Origin of the sequence: Paenibacillus sp. FSL H8-0548 (genome assembly GCF_038630985.1) — a bacterium.
In the GTDB taxonomy this organism is placed as follows: domain Bacteria; phylum Bacillota; class Bacilli; order Paenibacillales; family Paenibacillaceae; genus Pristimantibacillus.
Genome location: NZ_CP152049.1, coordinates 1,507,501 through 1,531,171, shown reverse-complemented (window position 1 = coordinate 1,531,171; position 23,671 = coordinate 1,507,501). Strand labels below are relative to the sequence as shown.

The 23,671-nt window shown below is 46.3% G+C and carries 19 protein-coding genes, 16 tRNA genes and 1 rRNA gene (1 of these 36 cut by a window edge); 2 read left to right on the top strand and 34 right to left on the bottom strand.

The genetic code is table 11. From position 1 onward, the window contains the following. Nucleotides 1-89: 89 nt before the first annotated feature. Entirely contained in the window at nt 90-941 is an 852-nt protein-coding gene (locus tag MHI37_RS06460; protein ID WP_076334555.1) for a YwmB family TATA-box binding protein, read from the bottom strand. Between the two features lie 243 nt (nt 942-1,184). Here MHI37_RS06460 and MHI37_RS06455 point away from each other — a divergent pair, with 243 nt between their 5' ends. Then, complete coding sequence (locus tag MHI37_RS06455; RefSeq protein WP_076334556.1) at nt 1,185-1,892, top strand: hypothetical protein; 708 nt, start codon at nt 1,185-1,187, stop codon at nt 1,890-1,892. A gap of 87 nt (nt 1,893-1,979) precedes the next feature. Here MHI37_RS06455 and glp read toward each other — a convergent pair whose 3' ends face one another. Next, on the bottom strand, nt 1,980-3,299 hold the full coding sequence (glp, locus tag MHI37_RS06450) for a gephyrin-like molybdotransferase Glp (RefSeq protein ID WP_076334557.1): 1,320 nt from the start codon (nt 3,297-3,299) through the stop codon (nt 1,980-1,982). Between the two features lie 130 nt (nt 3,300-3,429). Here glp and mobB point away from each other — a divergent pair, with 130 nt between their 5' ends. Beyond that, nucleotides 3,430-3,948, top strand: coding sequence for a molybdopterin-guanine dinucleotide biosynthesis protein B (mobB, locus tag MHI37_RS06445; RefSeq protein ID WP_076334558.1), 519 nt, complete (start codon nt 3,430-3,432; stop codon nt 3,946-3,948). 21 nt (nt 3,949-3,969) lie between these two features. On the opposite strand, the gene MHI37_RS06440 is transcribed toward mobB, so the two are convergent. The 32 genes from MHI37_RS06440 to MHI37_RS06285 form a co-directional block, all read right to left on the bottom strand. Continuing rightward, nucleotides 3,970-4,638 carry a response regulator transcription factor gene (locus MHI37_RS06440; RefSeq protein WP_076334559.1) on the bottom strand — a complete coding sequence of 223 codons (669 nt, stop codon included), beginning with the start codon at nt 4,636-4,638 and terminating at the stop codon, nt 3,970-3,972. Between the two features lie 75 nt (nt 4,639-4,713). Next, complete coding sequence (locus tag MHI37_RS06435) at nt 4,714-5,700, bottom strand: sensor histidine kinase (protein WP_076334560.1); 987 nt, start codon at nt 5,698-5,700, stop codon at nt 4,714-4,716. Between the two features lie 148 nt (nt 5,701-5,848). Next, nucleotides 5,849-6,556, bottom strand: a complete 708-nt coding sequence (locus tag MHI37_RS06430) for a PspA/IM30 family protein (RefSeq protein ID WP_076334561.1) — start codon at nt 6,554-6,556, stop codon at nt 5,849-5,851. A 1-nt stretch (nt 6,557) separates the two neighbouring features. Next, nucleotides 6,558-7,025: a PspC domain-containing protein gene (locus MHI37_RS06425; protein WP_179090112.1), complete on the bottom strand. Its 468-nt coding sequence runs from the start codon at nt 7,023-7,025 to the stop codon at nt 6,558-6,560. After that, complete coding sequence (locus tag MHI37_RS06420; RefSeq protein WP_076334562.1) at nt 7,013-7,699, bottom strand: PspA/IM30 family protein; 687 nt, start codon at nt 7,697-7,699, stop codon at nt 7,013-7,015. Before MHI37_RS06420 ends, MHI37_RS06425 begins: the two co-directional genes overlap by 13 nt. 74 nt (nt 7,700-7,773) lie before the next feature. Further along, complete coding sequence (locus MHI37_RS06415) at nt 7,774-8,070, bottom strand: hypothetical protein (RefSeq protein ID WP_076334563.1); 297 nt, start codon at nt 8,068-8,070, stop codon at nt 7,774-7,776. 190 nt (nt 8,071-8,260) lie between these two features. Further along, the gene (locus MHI37_RS06410; RefSeq protein ID WP_076334564.1) at nt 8,261-9,820 is read right to left on the bottom strand and encodes an ABC transporter substrate-binding protein; all 1,560 of its coding nucleotides are present in this window, start codon (nt 9,818-9,820) and stop codon (nt 8,261-8,263) included. Nucleotides 9,821-9,960: 140 nt separating this feature from the next. Further along, nucleotides 9,961-11,508, bottom strand: a complete 1,548-nt coding sequence (locus MHI37_RS06405) for an ABC transporter substrate-binding protein (RefSeq protein ID WP_076334565.1) — start codon at nt 11,506-11,508, stop codon at nt 9,961-9,963. Nucleotides 11,509-11,596: 88 nt separating this feature from the next. Then, nucleotides 11,597-12,529, bottom strand: a complete 933-nt coding sequence (locus MHI37_RS06400) for a carbohydrate ABC transporter permease (protein ID WP_076334566.1) — start codon at nt 12,527-12,529, stop codon at nt 11,597-11,599. A 53-nt stretch (nt 12,530-12,582) separates the two neighbouring features. Continuing rightward, on the bottom strand, nt 12,583-13,560 hold the full coding sequence (locus MHI37_RS06395; RefSeq protein WP_076334567.1) for an ABC transporter permease subunit: 978 nt from the start codon (nt 13,558-13,560) through the stop codon (nt 12,583-12,585). A gap of 127 nt (nt 13,561-13,687) precedes the next feature. Further along, complete coding sequence (locus MHI37_RS06390; protein WP_076334568.1) at nt 13,688-15,301, bottom strand: helix-turn-helix domain-containing protein; 1,614 nt, start codon at nt 15,299-15,301, stop codon at nt 13,688-13,690. Then, complete coding sequence (locus MHI37_RS06385; protein WP_076334569.1) at nt 15,294-17,045, bottom strand: histidine kinase; 1,752 nt, start codon at nt 17,043-17,045, stop codon at nt 15,294-15,296. Before MHI37_RS06385 ends, MHI37_RS06390 begins: the two co-directional genes overlap by 8 nt. A 134-nt stretch (nt 17,046-17,179) precedes the next feature. Beyond that, entirely contained in the window at nt 17,180-17,926 is a 747-nt protein-coding gene (locus MHI37_RS06380; protein WP_076334570.1) for a hypothetical protein, read from the bottom strand. Then, nucleotides 17,923-18,621, bottom strand: a complete 699-nt coding sequence (locus tag MHI37_RS06375; protein ID WP_179090113.1) for an ABC transporter ATP-binding protein — start codon at nt 18,619-18,621, stop codon at nt 17,923-17,925. Before MHI37_RS06375 ends, MHI37_RS06380 begins: the two co-directional genes overlap by 4 nt. 13 nt (nt 18,622-18,634) lie before the next feature. After that, nucleotides 18,635-19,009 carry a GntR family transcriptional regulator gene (locus tag MHI37_RS06370; protein WP_076334572.1) on the bottom strand — a complete coding sequence of 125 codons (375 nt, stop codon included), beginning with the start codon at nt 19,007-19,009 and terminating at the stop codon, nt 18,635-18,637. Between the two features lie 712 nt (nt 19,010-19,721). Then, a tRNA-Leu gene (locus tag MHI37_RS06365) sits at nt 19,722-19,803 on the bottom strand. A gap of 23 nt (nt 19,804-19,826) precedes the next feature. Further along, a tRNA-Arg gene (locus MHI37_RS06360) sits at nt 19,827-19,903 on the bottom strand. Between the two features lie 23 nt (nt 19,904-19,926). After that, nucleotides 19,927-20,000 (bottom strand) — tRNA-Cys (locus tag MHI37_RS06355). A gap of 8 nt (nt 20,001-20,008) precedes the next feature. Further along, nucleotides 20,009-20,083, bottom strand: a tRNA-Gly gene (locus MHI37_RS06350). Between the two features lie 7 nt (nt 20,084-20,090). Beyond that, nucleotides 20,091-20,164, bottom strand: a tRNA-Gln gene (locus tag MHI37_RS06345). 31 nt (nt 20,165-20,195) lie between these two features. Continuing rightward, nucleotides 20,196-20,271: transfer RNA gene (locus MHI37_RS06340), tRNA-His, on the bottom strand. Between the two features lie 18 nt (nt 20,272-20,289). After that, a tRNA-Trp gene (locus tag MHI37_RS06335) sits at nt 20,290-20,363 on the bottom strand. Nucleotides 20,364-20,372: 9 nt separating this feature from the next. Next, nucleotides 20,373-20,457: transfer RNA gene (locus MHI37_RS06330), tRNA-Tyr, on the bottom strand. A 3-nt stretch (nt 20,458-20,460) separates the two neighbouring features. Then, nucleotides 20,461-20,536 (bottom strand) — tRNA-Thr (locus MHI37_RS06325). Between the two features lie 29 nt (nt 20,537-20,565). Next, nucleotides 20,566-20,641, bottom strand: a tRNA-Phe gene (locus tag MHI37_RS06320). Nucleotides 20,642-20,655: 14 nt separating this feature from the next. Next, a tRNA-Asp gene (locus tag MHI37_RS06315) sits at nt 20,656-20,732 on the bottom strand. Between the two features lie 41 nt (nt 20,733-20,773). After that, nucleotides 20,774-20,850, bottom strand: a tRNA-Met gene (locus MHI37_RS06310). Between the two features lie 20 nt (nt 20,851-20,870). After that, nucleotides 20,871-20,946 (bottom strand) — tRNA-Val (locus MHI37_RS06305). Between the two features lie 65 nt (nt 20,947-21,011). Beyond that, nucleotides 21,012-21,086: transfer RNA gene (locus MHI37_RS06300), tRNA-Glu, on the bottom strand. Nucleotides 21,087-21,090: 4 nt separating this feature from the next. After that, nucleotides 21,091-21,179: transfer RNA gene (locus tag MHI37_RS06295), tRNA-Ser, on the bottom strand. Between the two features lie 4 nt (nt 21,180-21,183). Further along, a tRNA-Asn gene (locus MHI37_RS06290) sits at nt 21,184-21,259 on the bottom strand. A gap of 114 nt (nt 21,260-21,373) precedes the next feature. Then, nucleotides 21,374-23,671, bottom strand: a 23S ribosomal RNA gene (locus MHI37_RS06285); it runs 635 nt beyond the window's last position.

Below are 23,671 nucleotides of genomic sequence, written 5' to 3'. Positions count from 1 at the left end.
CAACTTATATGTTATGTAGTTTAGCATATCCGAATATAAATCGCTATTCAACAAGCCATAAAAAATACTGATAAGTTACGTTACTTCTTCTAATTCTTTATGGCTGCTTGCGCTGTTTCCGCTGCGGAAACGCTATAATCTCCTGTAATCACAGGTATTCCGATCGTTAAAGCTGTATTATTTGTACTTTTTTCATGATTTACAGCGATCTGAAAATTCGCAGCTTTCCCGTTTTCGACAGCAATCGCTGAGCGCAGCATACGTGTATAATACGTTTCGCTGATTGTTCCTCCATCCTCATAACGATCAACTAGGCTGGCATTCGTAAGCTTGACCAGGCGCTGAGACACCTGTTTCTGCTCCGTATACCCCTGAACCTTCATACTGCTCGTAAATGAAGCCGAAATGAATGCCAGCTCCTCAGAAATATCTGATGAAGCCTGCAGCAGCGAGCTCTTCGTAAGTGGAAATAAACGATTGGTCTCCAGCAAAACCATAAGCTGCTCGCTCTGCTCATCTGCTTGGATAAGACTAATCGAAACGAGTCCGCCATATTTCGGAATAGTCCCTGTGACCGTTTTCCCTTCATTTTTCTCAACCCTGGCTATCGCCGCTCCTTTTTCATCTGCGAAATAGATACGTACAAGCTCCTGCATTGTGCCGCTCCGGCCTGTCACATTCCATCTCAGCGTCCAGCTTGCCGCTTCCGATCCGCCTCTTAGCTGGCCGTCGCTCCATTGCCATAACGATTGCAAATCATGCTGAAGCAGCTTGACCGAGGAGGCGGTTGTCTGCAAAGCAGCGTCCGATTGCCGCATTGCCCATACCGCGCTCAGCAAAATGACAAGCAGCGCAAGAATGATACCAAACCTCGTTTGCTTAGCACGCTGCTTGGCAGATCGCCGATGTCTGACATGCTTTGTTTCTTTTGGAATGTACATATTTATTTCACTCCTATCCTCTTCCGATTGGGTAAACATCCATACATGCTCTACTGTAGGTGAATACACTGGTTGCAGGATTAATCAATTTTAGGAGGTGTCGTCATGTGGAAGCTGCGCACTCGGCGTAGAGTCGCCGCTTGTTTTATTTTTTGAGACGGTGACAGATTTCGTCAGTCTTTTTGCACACGCTATAGTATGCTGACGCTGCAGCCAACTATGGAGTTTAAGGGGAGTTTGCATATGAGCTCATATATACGTTCGATTAGAGGAATTGAAAGGACAAATGCGTACGTCCCTGTACAAGCTGCCAATCGCTATACTTATTATCCTTATCACGATGGTGAGATACAGCAGTTTTTCGGTAATAAAAACGAATGGAATCGCAGCTTTCAGCAAGCTGCGGGCAGCGCCTCCGCTTGGCTTCGCACCTCCAATGAGGCACAATCCAATATCGTGCAATTGACCGCAAAGCTGAGCAGCGAGCTGCATAATCATAAGCCGATCACTGACAGTCTAAGCACGCTTACACGGCTGCTCAATCAATGGGAATCGAGCTATAAGCAGCATGCCGAGCATTTAAAACCAGAGCTTTGGGCGAGTATAGAGCTTGCCTTAAGGCATCCTGCTTCTCACCACATTCATCTGCGCCGCAGTATGAGTGATGGCCTATGGGTTACTGGCTCTGGAATTGAGAGCAGTCAGGAGGATAGCTCAGCCTCCCGTTTACAATCTCCCGCCACAGCCGAACGGTTGAAGAGAGTTCTTCTCGGAGCAGACGGCTTGTTAAATGTCTTGAAGCACGCTTTTACTTATGGGGATCAGCATAAAGCGATCGATTTGCTCCAACCACAGCTTACCTCGACGCTCCCCTACGCAGCTTATCTGGGCTCTATACAAAGCTATTCTCCTGTCCCTTATGCCGGATGGATCGTAAATCGCTATTTATAAATAAGTTTACTGCATTATATATTCGATCTTATAAATAGATTTCCCTGCCAAATAAGGTTTTAAATACCTATATTTAATTCAACTCATTTATGGCAGAAGAATAACCTTAATGAGCTCGCCCGCATCTGCCCCCCTTGACCCTGAGGGAATGACAGCTAGTCCTTCAGCATCGGCAATGGATGCCATCATGCTCGATTTAGAAAAAGCTAGCGGGTCTGCGAGCAAACGACCGTCCGCTTGATACAGCAGCCTTGATCGTACATAGCGTTCATGCGGGCTGGGCTTGTCTACTGCCGTTAGCAGCTGTGCCATGACTGTTCGAGGCAGCGCTGCTTCCACACCTTGCATTCTCAGCAATGCAGGTCGGGCAAATAACTCAAAGCCAACAAAGCATGCGCCGGGATTTCCAGATAATGCAATCAATAATCTTCCATTCACAACCGCTGTCGATGTCGGACTGCCTGGTCTCATCGCAACACGATCGAACAAGACCTGACCCTGTATTCTCCCCTGCTTCATAGAGCTGAACAAATCCGACATAACATCAAAATCGCCCACCGATACGCCGCCAGTCGTTACAATCAGATCAGCATGCGCAGCAGCCTGTGCTAAAGCTTCTTCAACCGCGGCCCGCTCATCAGGCAGCGGGCCGCACAATATCGGCTCAGCGCCGCTTTGCTCTATCATAGCCGCGACCATACAGCTGTTGCTGTCGCGGATCTGTCCCGGCGCCAGCGGCGCCGCAACCGGCAGCAACTCGCTGCCGGTCGCAAACACCGCTACGCGCGGGCGCTTGCACACCGGCACCTCGGCATAGCCGAATGTGCCTAGCAGCGCAATATGCCCCGGCCGCACAAGCGTGCCGGGCGCAGCCAAAGCGCCACCAAGGCGAAACTCCTCGCCTTGGGGCGCAATGTGCTGGCCGGCTGCGCCGGCGTGCTTGATCAGCACCGCCGCCGAGCCATCTGCCAGCATAGCTTCCGCGGTCTGCTCCAGCATGACGACCGCGTCAGCCCCTACAGGCACAGCCGCGCCAGTCATAATGCGCGCGGCCGTGCCCTTCTCCACAGCCGCTAGGGCGAGCCCGCCCGCCGCGACTGTATCAACGACGCGCAGCGTCGCCGGCTGCCCCGGCGACGCCTCCGCGATATCTGCCGCGCGCACGGCATAGCCGTCGAGCCCCGAGCGCGCGAAGGGCGGCCAATCGCTTGTCGCGACTAACGCTCGCGCAAGCCTCCGGCCGCCGCTGGCCCGCAGCGGCACAAGCTCGCTGCCGAGCTGCAGCTCAGCCGCAGCAGCAAGCACACGCTCCTGCGCCTCACTGACCTTCACGGCCTGCCGATTGAACCGTCCGGCCCCCTCTCTCCCTATTGTCCTGCCCGCTCCAGTGCTGTTAGCCTGCTCCATTACAATCATCCGCTCCTATTGCTGCTGCATGTCGGTCAGCAGCAAGCTTATTAAGCATTTATTTTACAATGTATGTTAAACTTATGGCAATTACAGATGCCTATCGCATCACTTACAAAGGAGAAAGACCATGCAGCCAGCAGCAAACAGCCAGCTTATTATCCAAGTGATTGGATATAAAAACACCGGCAAAACCACATTGGTTTGCCGGCTAACAGAACGATTCAAACGAGAAGGATATAAAGTTGGAACTATTAAGCGCGATGCGCATGATTTTCAAATCGATAAGCCGGGTACTGATACTTGGAAGCATCAAGCTGCTGGGGCAGATTTAACTGCCATTACTTCCGCATCGCGGACAGCAATTATGAAAGCATACCCCGAATCGCTTGAACAGCTTATTGCGCAAATGACAGAAGCCGATGTCATCCTGATCGAGGGCTTTAAGAACGCTCCCTATCCGAAAATTATCATGCTTCGTTCAGAAGCCGACTTTGTGCTGCTAGCGCCTGCATCTAACCCCATTGCAGCTGCGATCTGGCCTGAGCTCTGCGCAGCTCACATAAAGGACTGCTCCACTCCGATGATTGCTATAGATGATACCGATCAACTATTCCAAATGATATTGAAAAGCTCTACTCACCAATAATCTCATAAGCTGAAAGCTCGTTTATTCTGCAATCCCTTGCTTATGCGCATAGATAGCCGCCTGTGTCCGATCATCAACGTCCAGCTTATTAAAAATATTCGTAATATGAAATTTCACTGTCTTCACGCCAATAAACAGCTCATCAGCAATTTCCTGATTAGACATCCCCTGCGCTACTCGTTTAAGTACATCCATCTCGCGATCCGTCAGGTCATCATGCAAAGGCGCTATCTCCTGCTGCTTCGGCTGGCGGAAGCGATTCATCATTTTCGCCGCAACTTGGGATTCCAATACAGATTGCCCGCGAGCTGCTGCGCGAATCGCATCGGCAATTTCTGTCGCTCTTGACGTTTTAAGCAAATAGCTGAAAGCACCCGCTTCAATAACCGGATACAGCTTGCTGTCATCTAGATAGCTCGTTAATACGATAACCTTGCAATCAGGGTACAGCTCCAGCAGCTTCGCTGTCGTTTCAACCCCATCCATGCCATCCATAACTAAATCCATGAGAACGACGTCCGGTTTATATGCTTGCGCTAATCGGATGCCATCCATGCCGTTGCTCGCTTCACCGACCACCTCAATGCCATCCTCGGTATCGAGTACCGCTGCAAGCCCGATCCGCACCATTTCATGATCATCAACGAGCAGAACCTTTATCGGCTGACTCAATTGCCCCATTGCCTCCATACCCTGCACCGCCTTTAATTTATCGTATTGCCTTGAAAACTTAGTTGATTATATTCCTATTCATCAGCTTGATGCTTATTGACCTTCGATCGGAACCCAAATAAGAATAGCAGTTCCCTCGCCAGGCTTTGAAACCATTTGCAGCGATCCGCCCAGCTCAATCACCCGCTCCTCCATCGTAAGCAGCCCATAAGACATTTGCTTCTTCGCCTCAAGGTCAAAGCCTACACCATTGTCTTGCAAGCTCATATGCGCTTGCTTGCCAGTACTTATCAGCTTAATATCCAGTCTGTCAGCTTTGGAGTGCCTAAGTGTATTCGATAGCGCCTCCTGGGCAATTCGAAACAAATGATCCTCAGCATTAGGAGGCAGCACGATCATCTCATCTACCTCAAGCGTAATGACCATCGGTACCTTCTGCTTCAGCTCATCCACTAGAACAGTAAGCGCCTGTCCCAGATTTTTTCCGTCCAAGTGGACGGGCCGAAGATGAAGCAGCAGCGCACGCATTTCTGATTGTGCAACAGCAGCCATTTCCTCGATCAGCTGCACCTGGCGCTTTGCTCTTTCCCAATCTCGCTCAATCGTTCGACTTACAGCAGTTGCCGTCATCGATATGGCGAAGAGCTGCTGACTAACCGCATCATGAAGCTCTCGTGCCAGCCGCTGCCGCTCCTCGATTACAGCTGTGAATTTGACCTTTTTCGTCCAATTCGGATCGACCTGCTCCTGCTCGGATATCTCATTCTCTGTATTATCGCCATTGCTTAGCGTAACATTGAATCTTCGTTTCTTTTGCTGCTCCGTCATCCGCTTCAGCGATTCCTTCAGCCGTGAGTTTTGCAAATACCCATTTAACGCTGCCGCAGCGAGACCTATACCAACGATAGCAAGACCAATAACCGCCCATTTGCCCTGCAAAGTAAATAAATCCACATAGCCGATTCCTTGCAGCACGATAATAACGAGGCTGATAATAATAAGCAGCCACAAAATCGTCTCCGATATATTGCGCCTGCGTGCCGCATGACTCGGTTCGTGCTTCTGATTTCCCTGCTCCATACGGCTCACTTCCTTCTATGTACTATTTTAACCTTATCGGACAGCCTATGCTATGCTCTTAATTGAAAATAAGCCCCAATCGGATTCAGCATTACACAAATGAAAGAGCAGACCGCTAGGGTCCGCTTCTTTCATTGCTTTATTTATATTATTCTTCTGTTTGTTCCTTTGATAAAGAAGTTGTTGGATTCAGCTTGTTTTTCAGCGCTTGGAGCTGCTCGTCAACCTTATGCTGCTTCTCAACCTCAGCAGCGTTAAAGTTATTTGTTGCACCGCTATAGGAGTAAGGAGTGCGCAGAACATCTGCTTCTGCTTCCATTTGCATAATTTTCTCTTCCATACGGTAGAAGCCGCGTGATGCTGAGCCGCTGTCAATCGTGTGGTTAGCTGATAATTGAGCCATTTGTTTTTGAACCTTTGCTACTTTGGCACGGGATTCAAGCTCGTTGCGTTTATTGCGCAATTGGTAGTACTCTTCCTTCATAATGTGCAATTGCTGCTTCATTTCCTCTGCTTGAGCATTGGATTGTGTATGAAGACCTACATATTCAGTTACCTTCTGGTCAAAGTACAGCTTCTCTTCAAGCAGCTTGCGTGCATGCTCCTCTTGCCCTGCTCTTAGAGCTGCCTCAGCCTTCGATTCACGATCAGCCGCGTTTCGTACAGCTTCTTCCAAGCGCTGCTTCATGAGGCGTTCATTTGCCATTTGCTTAGCTACAGTGACCTGTGCTTGATGAATTTCAGACTCCATATCGCGCAAGTATTGATTTAGCATAATAATCGGATCTTCAATTTTGTCCAATGCCTCATTAACCGATGCTGTCGTCATATCCTTAATCCGTTTGAAAATTCCCATATTAAAAATCCCCCTTCTCATATTTAGCAAGTTTGGCTTTCAATTCTTCAATTTCACGACGCAATGCTTTCTTCTCCAAATCATCCATCATGCTGTCGAACTGCGTCGACGCTCCGGGCTGCGGTGCAGGACCTGTCGAGTTCCATGATCCTGGCGATTGAGGCGGGTTTTTGTAAGGTCCGCCGAACTGCGTTTGCGCTTGCTGCCCGAATCCTGGGTTGTAGCCGCCGCCATAACCATTACCATGTCCATTTGGGCCATAGTTATAAGGGTTCTGCGGTTCCTTAGGAACGACTAGCCCTGCAATAATGTAAATCAGTATGACAGCTCCGCTAGTAAAAATCGTGACAACAATAAGTAAAATCCGCACTAAAGTTGCATCGACGTTCAACATTTCTGCTAAACCGCCGCAAAGACCGAATAACTTCTTGTCTCGCGAAGAACGATACAATTTCTTCAAGACGACCATCCTTCCTTCTCAAGCTTTCGTTTTAGCTGCTCAAGCTCTCGTTCTATAACGGATTGTACCGTATTGCTCGTTTCCGTTACGAATTGTTGTCCTATCTTGCGAATGTCGCGCAAGCTCTTCGCTTCAAGCTCCATGCCGCTGATCCGGTCCTCAAGCTTTCTAAAAGCATCACCTGATTGAATGCCGTTGTCTCCAAAACCGCTATTATAGCGGCTGTTCATGCGCTGCTGAAGCCTTAAAGATTCCATTCGAGCCGCATAGTATTCACGTTTGTCATATACCGTTTGATATTCACTGCGCATCTCGCGCAGCTGCTCTTCAAGCTCCAGCGTACTTTGTCGACTTTGCTCGAACAACTCCCGATACGATGCTGAACGCTCATCGCAGCTTGCCTTCTCATGCAATGCGATTCGTGCAAGCTGCTCCTCTCCTGCCTTCAGAGCCATCAGCGCTTGATTCTCACGCTTCTCCTTCTGCTCCTCCGCCTGCAGCCATTGTATCTTCAGATGGTTGCTGTGCCCTGCATACTGCTGGTAGAGCTTCTCCGCCTGGATAATATCTTCTCTTGTTGACCAAAGGAACTGATCAATCATCCGGACGGGATCCTCTGATTTTTCTAGCCGTTCATTTAAAGTGGCGACTGTAATGTCGCGTACTCGCTTCATAATGCTCATTGCGTGTCCTCCTTAACATTGTTCAATGCAGAACGAGCTTCTTCATCCAAAACCATCCATGATCATTACAAATATTAATATGCTCTGCGTTTATCTTTCTTGAAGAAACTAACACCGACAACGATCAAGCCGATTGCAAGCAGCAGCATGATGAATCCGCCAAACTTCCCAAGAAGCATCATTCCACCGACTACAGTAAGTATGCCGCCAATCCATTTCTTGTTGTTCATCCAACCGACGATTCCAAATCCGATTAATATGAACGGAAGCAAGAATCCGAATATCGCACCAAAATGAACTCCGACAAAATTAAGTACCGCGATGCCGCCAACAATGACCAGCAGTACGCCTAAAGCGCTTTTTCCATTCATCCTCAGTTCCATCTCCTTTCGCGTATTAGCATTTAGTTATTGTTTGTTTACTGCCTTGTTCGTGTTGCTCTTCCTTATGTACTTAGTTTAGATCAATTTCTCTCTTTATAAAACGGACCTTCGGCGGTTTCTTCACTGGACTTAGGTCGAGTCGGCAGCCAGCCTTCAGGGGTATTATGGGCATTCGCCATTACTTATTCGCGAGAAACTGATCGAACTGAGCCTGCTTCTCCTTGATGATTTTCTCAATCCCCGCTGCCTTTAAGCTCTCCCTATACTCCGGCAATACTTTATCTACGTCCACAGAGCCGGTTTCCAGCGCTGTTTGATATTGTCGATCTACATTTACTACAGCTGCGACCTCTGCTTTGACTGCATCTCCATTAAATACGAAGCCAAGCCCAGGAGAGAGCTTTGCATTTTGACTAAATTCTTTGAACCTTTCCCATTTCAGAGGATCCTCGGTCTCCCATACATAATTCAAAAATTGATTGCCGAACATCCAGTTGGCACCGGGATTATAATCCTTTGTAAGCTCAGTCGACTTAATGATGTTATCCTCTAGCTTTATGTAGTGCTTGCCTTCAATTCCGTAATTAATCAAATTATTCAAATAGGGGTCCGTATGGAGCATATTAATAAACATCATTGCACGTACAGGATTTTGTGAGGTAGAAGAAATGGCAAGCATAGAGCCTGCTGTTTCCGAGGTAGCAATCGTTTTCTCATTCAAAGCGAGCTGAGCCAGCTTGCCAATTAACCCTGTCTGAATGGCCAGCTCCTCATTCTTGCCGGGCTTTAATGCCGACGTAATCGAAAAAACGTCGCCCGAGCTAATCGCGTCGTTGTTCATCGTTTGATTCGTAGCCGCATCTTTGTTGATGTAGCCCTTTTGAAAAAATTGCCTCGTAATTCGAAGTGTATTCACATACCGTTCCACCTCGTATGCGGGCTTCACTATGGTGCCATCCTCGTCCTTTAGAATAATTCCAGGGATCGAAGTATCGCCAAGCCCATCAAAATTGCCGATGTAGTGTGTATTAAAGGTTTCTCCAAGCTTCATATAAAGCGGGGTCATACCTGGTTTTTTCGAAATAATAGTTTGATAAACCTCATCTAGATCTTCAATCTTCTTTACCTTAGACATATCGATGCCAAGCTCTTCCGCCACGTCTGAACGATAAATAATACCACCTTGTGCAGCTAGCTCCTTATTTGTGGGCACAGCATAATTTTTCCCATTGATCTTGGCGCCCGCGAGAAAAACAGGATCAAGCGACTGCAAAATGCCTTGACCATACTGCTCCAGCAGCTCATCAAGCTCTAAGAACGCACCTTTAGATACATTTACCGCATGCTTATTCCACTGTGCAGTAAAAATAATATCAACCTTCTCGCGTGAGGCGATCATCAGATTCACTTTGTCATCCCATGGTCCCCAATCGATAGGCATAAGATCAATTTTAGCATTTATTTTAGTAAGCAAATATTCATTCATGGCTTGTTCTACTGCCAGCTCATCACGCTGCGGCGATCCGGTGTATACGAAGCGCAGCGTATAGGGCTCCAACTTATTGTTATTTTCATTCGCAACGTTTGAAGCGCTTACAGTTTCATGGTTATTTATGCTGCTTACATTGTTATTGGGCGGGCTATTCGTACCTGTCTCTTTAGAGCAAGCGCTCATTAGAATTAAGCAGGCTAACAGGAGCATAGCTGTATGAATCACTCCGCTCTTTGTTCGAGTCATTTTTCGAATTGCCCCCTAGCATGGGATCTTTATAGTATTAGTTAGTTTAATTGTAAGGAATACACAAAAAAATGCAAGCAAGAAAAAACCCGCACCTATTTATAGGTACGGGTTTTCGTTATTTTTGCTTTAGGTGTTATTTATTTACTTGCAAGAAACGCATCAAATTGTTTTTGTTTCTCCGCTACTACTTTATCAACGCCTGCATCCTTCAACTTCTTCTCGTAATCAGCTAACGTTTTATCAACATCAACCGAGCCTGATTCTAGAGCTCTTTGGTATTGACGAATGACGTTTGCAAGAGCGCCAACTTCCGCTTTTACCGGCTCGCTGTCAAAGACGAAGCCTAGAGCAGGCGATACCTTAGCGTTTTGGTTGAATTCTTCGAATTTTTTCCATTTGTCTGGATCCTCTGAATCCCAAACGTAGTTAAGGAATTGACTTCCGAACATCCAGTTTGCGCCAGGATTGTAATTAGCCGTGTTGCCAGTAGCCGTAATAATTTCACCATTGCGAGTGAAATGCTCGCCTTCAATACCGTAGTTAAGAAGGTTGTTAATTTCCTTGTCTGTATGAAGCAGGTTAATCAGCATCATAGCGCGAGCCGGATCTTTCGATGTAAAGGAAATTCCAAGCATAGAGCCTGCTGTTTCTGATGTAGCAACTGTTTTTTCAGTCATCATAATTTGTGCAAGCTTGCCTGACAATCCAGAAGCGCTTGCAATCTCAGAGTCTTTGCCTGGCTTCATTGGTTCAATCGTGGAGAAAACCGTTCCAGCCTTCCATGCATCTGCCGAGGCAACCTGAGTCGTTGCCGCATCTGCATTAATATAGCCCTTTTTGAAGTAATCACGAGTAAGATTCAGATATTCCTTGTAACGATCAAGCTTCTCCTGCGGAGCTACCGTAGTATCGTCTGCATCTTTCAAAATCGCTCCAGGAATCGTGGAATCACCCAAGAAATCATAGTTAGCGAAGAAATGGGAGTTGAAAACGCCGCCTGTTGTATAGAGCGGTGTCAAATCAGGCCTTTTCTCTTTTACCACTGCATAGACAGCATCCAAATCTTGAGGTGTCTTTACATTGCTCATATCGATACCCAGCTCGTCGGTTACGTCTTTGCGATAAACGATACCTCCAGCAGCTGCAAGCTCTTTATTTGTTGGAATTCCGTAGCTTTTGTTATTGATCTTGGAGCCTTCAATGAAAGCCGGATCAAGTGAGCTTGTAATGCCTTGACCATACTCTGCAAGAAGGTCGCCGAGCTCCATGAACGCTCCTTTGGCAACATATTTTGCATGGCCATTCCACTGTGCGGTGAACACGATGTCTACTTCTTCTTGAGAAGCTACCATCAGATTGATTTTATCGTCCCAAGCGCCCCAATCAATCGGTCTAAGATCGATCGTTGCATTGATTTTTTCAGTAAGAATTTTATTTAAAGCTTCTTCAATCTTTTTCTCATCAGCTTGCGGTGTACCAGGATACACAAGTGAAATTTGGTATGGCTTCAATTCATTAGAAGGCGATTCTTCATTAGCTTTCACAGGCTTGTCGGTAGCGGCAGCCGCTTCCTTCGTTGGCTGAGTATTATTTTTTGCGTTGTTGCCTGAGCATGCAGATACAATTAGTACGACGGTCATCAACATGAGTAGAAGCATAGATGTTTTTTGTTTAGTTTGCTTCATAGCGGGTGGACCTCCCTCAAAAATTTGGTTTTGTATGCTAAACCGGATTTTCCGGATAAAGCCAAATCAACAATTTGATAGTTTGCTACTAGCCCTTAACAGCACCGACAGTCAGCCCTTTTACAAAATACTTTTGGAAAAACGGATAAGCGAATATGATTGGGCCAATACCGACAACAACCATCGCCATACGGACCGTTTCACTTGGAAACCTGAACGTTCCGCCCGCTGCTTGAATGGCTGCTGCTGCCGTGCTGTTGTTCGCAAGAAACTGAATGTTCAGCATCGTCTTATACATCAAGTATTGAACGGTTATATTGCTTTCCTTCGTAATGAACACGAGGCTTAGAAACCAATCATTCCAATAGGTGAGTGTCTGGAAGAGCGCAACAGTCGCAAGTACTGGAAGCGATAAGGGCAATACAATTTTCACAAAAATCGTAAGCTCACCCGCTCCGTCAATTTTCGCTGACTCCAAAATCGCAGTAGGAATCGTCGTCTGGAAGAACGTCCTTATAATAAGGACGAAGAAGGCAGCTACCAGAAGGGGCATAATAAGCGCTATCAATGTATCCTTCACGCCAAGTGTCCGTACATAAACGAGATACCAAGGAACAAGCCCGCCGGAGAACAGCATTGTAAAGAATACGAAGAAGGTGAAAAATTTAGCGTGTGGAAAATCTGCTCTCGATATGGGATAAGCGTACAACGCCATAACGACAAGACTAGTCACTGTTCCAACGATAGTTACAAAGATGGAAATGGTATAAGAGCGAATGATTTGGGTCGCATCCCTGAACAGAAACTCATAAGCCCCCAAATCAAGCTTAGATGGAATAAACTGATAACCTTCTCGAATAACTGTCGATTCATCCGTAATCGATACCATGACGATCAACACTAGCGGTATTATACAAAGCAGGGAATAAATAATGAAGAATACATTGATGCCTAGAGAAGCCGGACTCGACAATTGATTTTTCGGATTGGATCCAGATGATATGACCTCGGCTGCTTCCATAGGTTCACCTCCATAAAATTTTCATAAAAAAGTAAGGTTTGTTTTGACGGATGTTAGAATAATGCATTCTCTTTATTGATGCGGCGCACAACCCAGTTCGATAAGAAGACAAGCGAGAAGCCGATAATCGATTGCAAGAGCCCTGCAGCAGATGACAACCCAATGTCTCCAACCGTGAGGAAGGTTCGATACACATACGTATCAATAACATTTGTAACTGGGAACAGCACGCCAGATTCTCGAGGGACTTGGAAAAACAGCCCGAAATCCGCATTGAAGATTTTTCCGATCTGCAGCAGCGTCATTATCGTAATGACAGGCATGATGAGAGGAATGGTAATATTCGTCATTTGCTTCCATTTGCTTGCTCCATCAATCGTAGCAGCCTCGTAATATTCATCATCAAGCCCGATGATAGCGGCCATATAAATTACCGTAAAGTAGCCCATGCTTTTCCATGTATTCACAAGCGGCAAAATGTAAGGCCATACCGACTCTGTAAAGTACCACTGCACCTTCTCCATCCCTAAAGCTGGAAGCAGAGAGCTGTTCAGATATCCATGCTCATCGCTCAAGAAGCCGAAGACAAGATAACTGATAACAACCATCGACAGGAAGTAAGGGAGAAACATAATCGTTTGATGCAGCTTGGCTAGAAATCTACTCCTAATTTCATTGAGCATAATTGCGAAGGTAAGCGGGAAAAACAAGTTCAAGACTATAAACCCTGAGTTATACAAAAGTGTATTTCGTGTAATAACCCAGGCATCTGAGGTTTTGAATAAATATTCAAAGTTCTTTAGTCCGCTCCAAGGGCTGCCTAGTATTCCGTCTGCGTAGTTAATGTTTTTGAAAGCAATGATAATCCCGAACATTGGAATATAATTGTTTAACACTAGCAGCACAATAGCTGGCAGCATCATGAGATAGAACATCCAGTATTTGCGGAAGATACGCATTTGTGAAATCTTCTTTACTGATTTTTTTGGAATATAGGCGGCTGCAGCCTCATCTGACGTTGGTATCGCCATCGCCTTCCCCCTCCTCTTTCTAGGTCTCTTTTTGTTTACTTGTTTCTTTCTTGAACTTATTGTATAAAAAAAAGACGCCGACATCTGTCGGCGCCGTGACTATATTAACGGTACGGTGACTTCTCCTTTATACATCCTGATACTTTTTGCGATATTCCTGCGGCGTCAAGCCGGTCATCTTTTTAAATAGCTTAGAGAAATGCGAGAAGTTGGCATAACCTACGTTTAACGCAACATCACTAACCCGATTATTCGTCTTCTCGAGCTCAGCTTTCGCCTTCGTAATACGCAATCGCACCAAATAATCCGTTAAGGAGAAACCGGTCTCTCTTCGGAATAGACGAGACAAATACGCCGGATTCAAGTAAACCTCCTCAGCCGCATGCTCACGGCTGAATTCCTCTCCAAGATGCTCCTCCATATAACGCTGTACTTTCCCTACTACCTGAGAAACATCCTTACCGTTTTGGCCGGCGTATTCCGTAATTTGCAAACATAGCTGCTGTGACCACGTTCTCATTCTAGGCAATGATTTAAGAACGTTCTCCCCAACCTCCCACTCTTTATTCATAAATACATCTGTCATTTGCACTGATTTTTTATTGAGCCATTGAAATAGCATATTCATAAAACCATAATAAAACGAAGCCATAAATGTATAATCTACTTTGCTTTCCTGCATTTGATCGAAACACTCATCTATTCGAAGTGACAATTCCGTCTGCTTGCCCGACTCAAGCAATAATGCCCAATCGGAAAAAGGCGTTGGCGTCAGACCGCTCTGCCCCTGATTTGGCAAATGGTTTCGCTCCATAATAACAGCGCATGTTTCGCTTACATTGCAGCGCTCCAACGATAGCAGCGCTTGTACAGCTGTACGAAGACGCGTCGCCTCTGTTATCTCTCCGATATAGCAGGACAGCTGACAATGCAGCATCCCTCTGCACTGCTGAATAAAGCTGTTGCAGCGTTCAGCAATCACCTCTGGCGAGATCTCATCCCTAGAGGGTAAGCTGTAAAACAACACATACATAATGCCGCTGCCATCCTGCACGATATGACCTGGATCGCCCTGAAGCACAAGCTCCTCGGCTGCATTTTTGATTCCGTATGTCATAATTTCCTCATCGCGAGCGGACCATTCCTCACGCCACTGCTCAATGCTAATAAGTATGATGCGAAGCTGACTGTCAGCTTGCAGCGGCAATGCATAGTTTTGCATAGCAGCTTCTAGCTGCTCGGGTGCTGCCGAGATCCTGTAGTGGATCACATCCTGCCAGAATCGTTCGATTAAGATGGGACGCTGCTTGCTCCACTGCTCATAAAACAAGCTATATGTACCGCGTATTTTTTCCAGTTCGTCCATTTCACGAACCTTGTTCAGTGCTTCGTTTACACAAGCCTTTAATGCGCTATGATCAATAGGCTTGAGCAAATAATCGAAGCAGTCGAGCTGAACCGCTTGCTGGGCATATTTGAAATCCGCATGTCCTGTCAGAAAGATCGTTACACTTGATGGAGAGTGCTCATTGACCCACCCCAGCAATTCGATTCCACTCTGGTTTGGCATATCAATATCCGATAACATAACATGGATCTTATGCTCTGTCAGCAGCAATTGCGCTTCCTCCGCATCAATTGCCGTGTAAATATTAGCAATGGGCAGCGTCGACCAATCAATCCCCTCTACGACGCCACGAATCGCAATTTCCTCATCATCTACAACCAATAAATTATACAATGGCTTTCCCGCCCTCCATCAGCTTTGGAAATACAATAACAATAATGGCACCACTGCCCTCCGTTTGATTACGGAACGTAATCGATGTCTTCTCGCCATACAGCAGCTGAAGCCGATGGATTACGTTCATGATGCCAAGCCTGCTGGTTTCGCCTTCTTGTAAAGGCTCCATGCGCTGCAGCTTTGACAGCACCTCGGCGCTAAAGCCTACTCCATTATCGCTAATGGTAAGAGAAAACTCATTCTCATCAGACATCTCTGCCGTTATATTAATTTGGAACAGCTGACGCCTATTTTTAAACCCATGAATAATCGAATTTTCCACAAACGGTTGGACAGTTAATGCCGCTATAGGATAATCCAATACGTCATCCATACCATTGAAGATACATTCAAGCTTACCCGGAAAGCGGATTTTTTGGATCGTCATATAATTTTCGATATGAAGCAGCTCTTCCTTAAGCATGATCGTGTCCCGATTTGCCTTCATAATAAATCGAAAATAATCAGCGAGATGCAGCGACATCTTTTTCACCGATTCGGTATCGCCCAGTGCAGCTAGATTATAAATAATATTTAGACTGTTCATATAGAAGTGCGGATTAATCTGAGCCTGAAGCTGCTTAAGCTCCCCCTGCTTCACTCGAAGCTGCTCCTCATACACATCGATTTTTAACGTTTTGATCTGTTCCGCCATAATGTTGAAGGTATTGCCAAGAAACTCGAACTCTAAAGTTTTATTCTTTTTGAGTCTCACATCGAGCATCCCAAGAGAAATTTTCTTCATTCCTAAAATGAGCTCAGTCAGCGGTTTAAACAGCATATTTCTCATAAAGAACAAATAAATAAGCAAAATGGCTAAAAAACCGATCGGGGCGATTAACGTTGCATTTCTAAAGAACAATAGATTGCGCAGCAGCGTTTCCTCTGGGATGACAACACGGTATGCGATATTTACCATATCGCTCATTCTGTTCATCACAAGATAGGACTTCCCTGTCTTCCGATCCGTCAAGGACTCATAGGGCATATCCGAAATTTGATAGCTGAGATTTAGCGGTGCCAGATTCTCCGTTAGTGACTGGGTTAGCCGATCGCCGTCGCGCAAATAAATGCCATTATGACCGATGTCACCATCGCTCCATTGAATAGACAGCATTTTGTTAATATCCTGTACCTTTATCATCGCTCCGACAAAAAGACCATCAGCAACCTTTATAAAGTTAATTAGAAAATATGTCCCAGGCATGCGATTATCGGCTCTTACCTCCCAACTGTGCTGATCGTTCATCATCAAATTTTCCTCGGTCGTCATGTTATCCATGTGAGTCTTAATGATTTTTTTCGTATCATTATATATGCTGTTTGTTCCGAATATAATATCGTCCTTATGATACAAGAATACAGCGTCGATAATATTATAAACGCCAACATCCCGGTTAAGCTTGGAGTCAATTCTAATTTTCGTCAGTGTGTAGCCATCATTCTCCATCGGATAGGACATAAGCAGACCGACATCTGAATCCAGCACTGACATTTTATAAAGATAATCATTAATTTGCGATAAATTGTTGTCCGTCTGCCCTACATAAATATCGAGCGTATTTCGGTAGGTTTCAGAGACCTTCTCTCGAACAATATCACGCGAGTAGCTGTTATTGATCAGCATATAAATAACAACCGGCAGCATAACTGCCATAAACCCGATTACCAGTCGAGCTCTAATCGATTTGCTGAACCTCACGCCTTCATTTCCCCCTAGTAGTATTCAGAATATCTCTAATACTACCATTTAAAGCGTTTTCTTAACATCATAAAAAAAAGACATATCAGAGTCCCCATTAAAGGAATCCTAATATGCCATTTCTCTATTTAGCCTTAAAGCTCCACTTTCTTATTTAACAAATATATCATCAATGTTAAAAGACTTGCGGTAATGACTAGGTCCAGCAGAAATGGTCCGAATAAAAAATCCGTATTAAACGAAGAACCTAAAGAAATACTGTTCAACCCTGCATCAGTGCTATTTAACGAAATAATACCGAATGACGACTCATCTTGATTAAATAGCAGATGATCAATCCATACAGCAAAGCTTTGTACTGCGAAGAAAAAGACGATACCTATCCAAGCAGAGCGCTTAATACGAAAGCTGCGTGCAACTGTAATTGAAGCAAGAATAGCTATAATTGCAGCAGTGTATGACCATATTCCAGTTAAGATAACGCTAAACCAGCCCCACCCTGTAAACTCAACGTACTCACTTATATTTATATCTAGGAACACGCTATAAAGCAGAAAATGAATGGCTGCAATTGCTGTAACCAATATCCACACAATCCAGCTGAGTACAATCGATGCCCCAATCCCTTGGATGGGATGAAGCGGCAGCAGCCTGCGGCTGAAAGACTTAATATTACCGTCAAACGTCTTGCAGCAATGGATGAACAGCATGAGCATCACCATAATATAACCGAAAATACTCAGCGGAATAACGAGCACTTCATCCCAATTTCTCAAGGAGCCTGTTATACTGAGTGCTGCTTCCAAAATGATCAATATTGCAAGTGTGCTGAGAATACCATCGTTGCTTCGTTTCCAGTCATATTTCAGCAGCTTCATCATTCTCCAAACACCTCCTTGAACATTTCATCCACACTTTTCCCATGAGCGGTGCGAAGATTTTCCACTTCATCATGCAGCACGATTCTTCCCTCACGTAGAAACACAACCTCATCAAAGATTCGCTCTATATCACGTACGAGATGAGTCGATACAATCAGGCTGCTTTCCTCATGGAAATAGTTCACAATGGCATCTAATATTTTCGCTCTGGCAACGGGGTCTACTCCGCCGATCGGCTCATCAAGCAAATAAAGCTTTGCATTGCGAGACAAGGTAAGGGTTAGCTGTAATCGCTCATTCATGCCTTTAGATAAAGAGCTCACACGATTGTTCATATCCAGCTTCATAAACTCAAGCATTTCCTTTGCTTTGCCACTGTCGAAATCTGGATAAAAGTCTCTGTAAAAATCAATAGCATCTTTAACACGCATCCAATTTTCCGTTAAAGGCTTATCAGGCATAAATGAGGTAAATGCTTTGGTTTCTCTCCCTACTAGCTGTCCCCCTACCTTAACGGCACCGGCTGTAGGATGAATAAGACCTGCAGCAATTTTCATTAATGTACTCTTACCGCTGCCATTGCTCCCTAAGAGACCGATAATTTTTCCAGGCTGTAACGTAATGGATACATCATTTAATGCTTTTTTTCCTGCATAAGACTTGGATACATTAGTCAGCTGCAAAATATTTTCCACGCTTGTTTCACTCCTATTCGGTATCATTCTTTTCCACAGCCTGGCTAACGATCGTTACGATATCGTTGCTGGCAAAACCAAGCTCCTGCATCCCTTGGATAAATCGACCGAGCAATTCGCCCGCCATTTCCTTCTTGATCTCCATAATCTTCGACTCCTCGCTAGTCACATATCGGCCAAGCCCCCGCCTTGTTTCTACAATTTGCTCACGTTCGAGCTCTTGAAAGGTACGCTGCACCGTATTCGGATTAATTTGCAGTTGTAGCGCCAATTCCCGTACCGCTGGTATTTTATCACCGGCCTTAAGATTCCCGATAATAATTTCTTTTTTTATATAGTTCATGATTTGCAAATAGATCGGCATATTATTATCGAATTCAATACTCATAATTTCACTACTCCCTTCTAGATCCCCACTTTAATCAGAGAATCTTTCCTATACAAGTTGAACTGGAAATTTACGTTGTGGGCGCTGCGCGAGTAGATCATTTTTTAAGTTCAACTTATATAGATCTCATAATAGGTGTTTAATTATTTTCATCCACCGTGTACCTGTGTGTTAGTTAAATGGTACACTGTATTCATTAAGTTGTAAATAGTCGATTATAAAAAAAATTCAAACACAATAAAATACAAGATGAAACGGCTGTCGCCGTCCTTATGGCGGTAGCGCGTTTCATTCCAGAGAAATATAGAGAATGTATGCAAAATGATATACTTTCCTATATTTGAACAAAATCACCCTTACGGGTGATTGGAAATCGCAGACGCATCAGCTCAACCTTCTAACGGAAACCACAGACGCTAAATCTCCTTTATTGTTCGTTTCTAGATTCTAACGGAAACACTCGCCTCTATTTGTACCCTACATGCCCGATCTCGCTTCATTTCTGCGTAATAGCGTCTCCCACTTCCGTTAAAATGTAGCGCTAATCCAAAATGCAACTTTAGCGTCTCTGGCTTCCGTTAGCTTTCGTTATCTGCTCTCTCACTGCTGCCGCAGCATCGTTATCGACTGGTTCGGAGAATGTATAGTTTCCTATAAAACACAAAAAAGCTCCTAAGATCAAATTGATCTTAAGAGCTTGCGTTAGATTAATTGGTGCCGATGAGAGGACTCGAACCTCCACGGTTTCCCTCACGATTTTGAGTCGCGCGCGTCTGCCATTCCGCCACATCGGCATATCGTATTTATTTTCAAAAAATGGCGTGCCCTAAGAGATTCGAACTCCTGGCCTTTTGATTCGTAGTCAAACGCTCTATCCAGCTGAGCTAAGGGCACATATAGTGTTCATTAAAAATTTGTGGAGGCGCCACCCAGACTCGAACTGGGGGTAGAGCTTTTGCAGAGCTCTGCCTTACCACTTGGCTATGGCGCCAACAAAAATGGAGCGGAAGACGGGAATCGAACCCGCGACCCTCGCCTTGGCAAGGCGATGCTCTACCGCTGAGCCACTTCCGCAAACAAATGGCTGGGGATTCAGGATTCGAACCTGAGATGACGGAGTCAAAGTCCGTTGCCTTACCGCTTGGCTAAACCCCAACGTTTTTTTTGCTAAACAATTAAATAATAATGGGGCGATCGAGGGGAATTGAACCCCCGAATGTCGGATCCACAAACCGATGCGTTAACCACTTCGCCACGACCGCCACGTTTAGTTATTTAATTGGCAGGGGCAGCAGGAATTGAACCCACACCAAAGGTTTTGGAGACCTTTGTTCTACCTTTAAACTATGCCCCTAAAGAAAAATGGTGGAGGATGATGGATTCGAACCACCGAACTCAGAGAGAGCAGATTTACAGTCTGCCGTGTTTAGCCACTTCACTAATCCTCCATATGGTGCCGTCGAGAGGACTTGAACCCCCAACCTACTGATTACAAGTCAGTTGCTCTACCAGTTGAGCTACAACGGCATATTTACTTATTACTACTCGTACAAAAATGGTGGCTCGGGACGGAATCGAACCGCCGACACGAGGATTTTCAGTCCTCTGCTCTACCGACTGAGCTACCGAGCCTGATGTTGATTAAATGGCGGAGCTGACGGGATTCGAACCCGCGGTCTCCTGCGTGACAGGCAGGCATGTTGGGCCACTACACCACAGCTCCACATCATATCTCGGAATTAACCGATAGCTAAAACTTTTTTTTGGTTGCGGGGGCAGGATTTGAACCTGCGGCCTTCGGGTTATGAGCCCGACGAGCTACCGGGCTGCTCCACCCCGCGTCATTAATAATCAAGAAATATGGTGGAGGATGACGGGATCGAACCGCCGACCCTCTGCTTGTAAGGCAGATGCTCTCCCAGCTGAGCTAATCCTCCATGTTGAGCGACCTTTATATCTTATCATAGGCCATTCTTTGTGTCAATATTTTTTTAGAAATTATTGGTGACCCGTAGGGGACTCGAACCCCTGTTACCTCCGTGAAAGGGAGGTGTCTTAACCACTTGACCAACGGGCCTTACTGGCAGAGAGGAAGGGATTCGAACCCTCGAGACCTTTTGAGCCTACACGATTTCCAATCGTGCTCCTTCGACCACTCGGACACCTCTCTATAATGGCTCCCCGAACAGGACTCGAACCTGTGACAACTCGATTAACAGTCGAGTGCTCTACCAACTGAGCTATCAGGGAATATAAATCACTTTCAAAGCAAGTTGCGCCCTGAAAACTGGATACGAAAGTTAGGTTTGCTGAAAACCTGTTCTGCTGCTGTCTACCGGATGTATGGGTCCGAGTAAACGTGTTTAGGATAAGCCCTCGACCGATTAGTATTCGTCAGCTACACACATTGCTGTGCTTCCACCCCGAACCTATCAACCTCGTCGTCTTCAAGGGGTCTTACATACTGGGAAATCTCATCTTGAGGGGGGCTTCGCGCTTAGATGCTTTCAGCGCTTATCCCGTCCGTACTTGGCTACCCAGCGGTGCTCCTGGCGGAACAACTGGTACACCAGCGGTACGTCCATCCCGGTCCTCTCGTACTAAGGACAGCTCCTCTCAAATTTCCTGCGCCCGCGACAGATAGGGACCGAACTGTCTCACGACGTTCTGAACCCAGCTCGCGTACCGCTTTAATGGGCGAACAGCCCAACCCTTGGGACCTACTTCAGCCCCAGGATGCGATGAGCCGACATCGAGGTGCCAAACCTCCCCGTCGATGTGGACTCTTGGGGGAGATAAGCCTGTTATCCCCAGGGTAGCTTTTATCCGTTGAGCGATGGCCCTTCCATTCGGTACCACCGGATCACTAAGCCCGACTTTCGTCCCTGCTCGACTTGTAGGTCTCGCAGTCAAGCTCCCTTATGCCTTTGCACTCTGCGAATGATTTCCAACCATTCTGAGGGAACCTTTGGGCGCCTCCGTTACATTTTAGGAGGCGACCGCCCCAGTCAAACTGTCCACCTGACACGGTCCCCGAACCGGTTTCACGGTTCTAGGTTAGAACTCCGATACGATCAGGGTGGTATCCCAACGGTGCCTCCACACAAGCTGGCGCTCATGCTTCGTAGGCTCCCACCTATCCTGTACAGATCGTACCAAAGTTCAATATCAAGTTACAGTAAAGCTCCATGGGGTCTTTCCGTCTTGTCGCGGGTAACCTGCATCTTCACAGGTATTAAAATTTCACCGGATCTCTCGTTGAGACAGCGCCCAAGTCGTTACGCCATTCGTGCGGGTCAGAATTTACCTGACAAGGAATTTCGCTACCTTAGGACCGTTATAGTTACGGCCGCCGTTTACTGGGGCTTCGGTTCACAGCTTCGGGTTACCCCTAACCGCTCCCCTTAACCTTCCAGCACCGGGCAGGCGTCAGCCCGTATACTTCGCCTTACGGCTTCGCACAGACCTGTGTTTTTGCTAAACAGTCGCTTGGGCCTTTTCACTGCGGCCCCCTCGGGCTATTCACCCTACCGAGGCACCTCTTCTCCCGAAGTTACGAGGTCATTTTGCCGAGTTCCTTAACGAGAGTTCTTCCGCGCGCCTTAGCATACTCTGCTCGCCTACCTGTGTCGGTTTGCGGTACGGGCACCTAGATCTCACTAGAGGCTTTTCTTGACAGCCGGAGTACATGACCTTCGCTACTGTAATTTTCGCTCCCCATCACAGCCCAGCCTTAATGATCGACGGATTTGCCTATCGATCAGCCTCACTGCTTAGACGGACTATTCCATCAGTCCGCGTCACTGCCCTTCTGTGTCACCCCATTGCTCAAACAATCTTCGGTGGTACAGGAATTTCAACCTGTTGTCCATCCACTACGCCTTTCGGCCTCGCGTTAGGTCCCGACTTACCCTGAGAGGACGAGCCTTCCTCAGGAACCCTTAGGCTTTCGGCGGACAAGATTCTCACTTGTCTTTTCGTTACTCATACCGGCATTCTCACTTGAATACAGTCCACCAGTCCTCACGGTCCAACTTCAATCCGTATTCAACGCTCCCCTACCCAAGTACCCTAAGGTACATGTCATAGCTTCGGTGGTGTGTTTAGCCCCGTTACATTTTCGGCGCAGAGTCACTCGACCAGTGAGCTATTACGCACTCTTTAAATGATGGCTGCTTCTAAGCCAACATCCTGGTTGTCTTTGCAACTCCACATCCTTTCCCACTTAACACACACTTGGGGACCTTAGCTGATGATCTGGGCTGTTTCCCTCTTGACAATGGATCTTAGCACTCACTGTCTGACTCCCGAGTAGCACGTCTATGGCATTCGGAGTTTGACTGGACTTGGTAACCCTTGGCGGGCCCCGCACCCAATCAGTGCTCTACCTCCACGACGCTCATTCCTCGAGGCTAGCCCTAAAGCTATTTCGGGGAGAACCAGCTATCTCCGAGTTCGATTGGAATTTCTCCGCTACCCCCACCTCATCCCCGCACTTTTCAACGTGCGTGGGTTCGGGCCTCCAGTGCGTGTTACCGCACCTTCACCCTGGACAGGGGTAGATCACACGGTTTCGGGTCTACGACCACGTACTTATTCGCCCTATTCAGACTCGCTTTCGCTACGGCTCCGTCTTCCCGACTTAACCTTGCACGTGATCGT

Coding starts and splice junctions, on each gene's coding strand:
- MHI37_RS06460 (WP_076334555.1), bottom strand. CDS start 941: ATGTACATTCCAAAAGAAACAAAGCATGTCAGACATCGGCGATCTGCC.
- MHI37_RS06455 (WP_076334556.1), top strand. CDS start 1,185: ATGAGCTCATATATACGTTCGATTAGAGGAATTGAAAGGACAAATGCG.
- glp (WP_076334557.1), bottom strand. CDS start 3,299: ATGGAGCAGGCTAACAGCACTGGAGCGGGCAGGACAATAGGGAGAGAG.
- mobB (WP_076334558.1), top strand. CDS start 3,430: ATGCAGCCAGCAGCAAACAGCCAGCTTATTATCCAAGTGATTGGATAT.
- MHI37_RS06440 (WP_076334559.1), bottom strand. CDS start 4,638: ATGGAGGCAATGGGGCAATTGAGTCAGCCGATAAAGGTTCTGCTCGTT.
- MHI37_RS06435 (WP_076334560.1), bottom strand. CDS start 5,700: ATGGAGCAGGGAAATCAGAAGCACGAACCGAGTCATGCGGCACGCAGG.
- MHI37_RS06430 (WP_076334561.1), bottom strand. CDS start 6,556: ATGGGAATTTTCAAACGGATTAAGGATATGACGACAGCATCGGTTAAT.
- MHI37_RS06425 (WP_179090112.1), bottom strand. CDS start 7,025: ATGGTCGTCTTGAAGAAATTGTATCGTTCTTCGCGAGACAAGAAGTTA.
- MHI37_RS06420 (WP_076334562.1), bottom strand. CDS start 7,699: ATGAGCATTATGAAGCGAGTACGCGACATTACAGTCGCCACTTTAAAT.
- MHI37_RS06415 (WP_076334563.1), bottom strand. CDS start 8,070: ATGAATGGAAAAAGCGCTTTAGGCGTACTGCTGGTCATTGTTGGCGGC.
- MHI37_RS06410 (WP_076334564.1), bottom strand. CDS start 9,820: ATGACTCGAACAAAGAGCGGAGTGATTCATACAGCTATGCTCCTGTTA.
- MHI37_RS06405 (WP_076334565.1), bottom strand. CDS start 11,508: ATGAAGCAAACTAAACAAAAAACATCTATGCTTCTACTCATGTTGATG.
- MHI37_RS06400 (WP_076334566.1), bottom strand. CDS start 12,529: ATGGAAGCAGCCGAGGTCATATCATCTGGATCCAATCCGAAAAATCAA.
- MHI37_RS06395 (WP_076334567.1), bottom strand. CDS start 13,560: ATGGCGATACCAACGTCAGATGAGGCTGCAGCCGCCTATATTCCAAAA.
- MHI37_RS06380 (WP_076334570.1), bottom strand. CDS start 17,926: ATGATGAAGCTGCTGAAATATGACTGGAAACGAAGCAACGATGGTATT.
- MHI37_RS06370 (WP_076334572.1), bottom strand. CDS start 19,009: ATGAGTATTGAATTCGATAATAATATGCCGATCTATTTGCAAATCATG.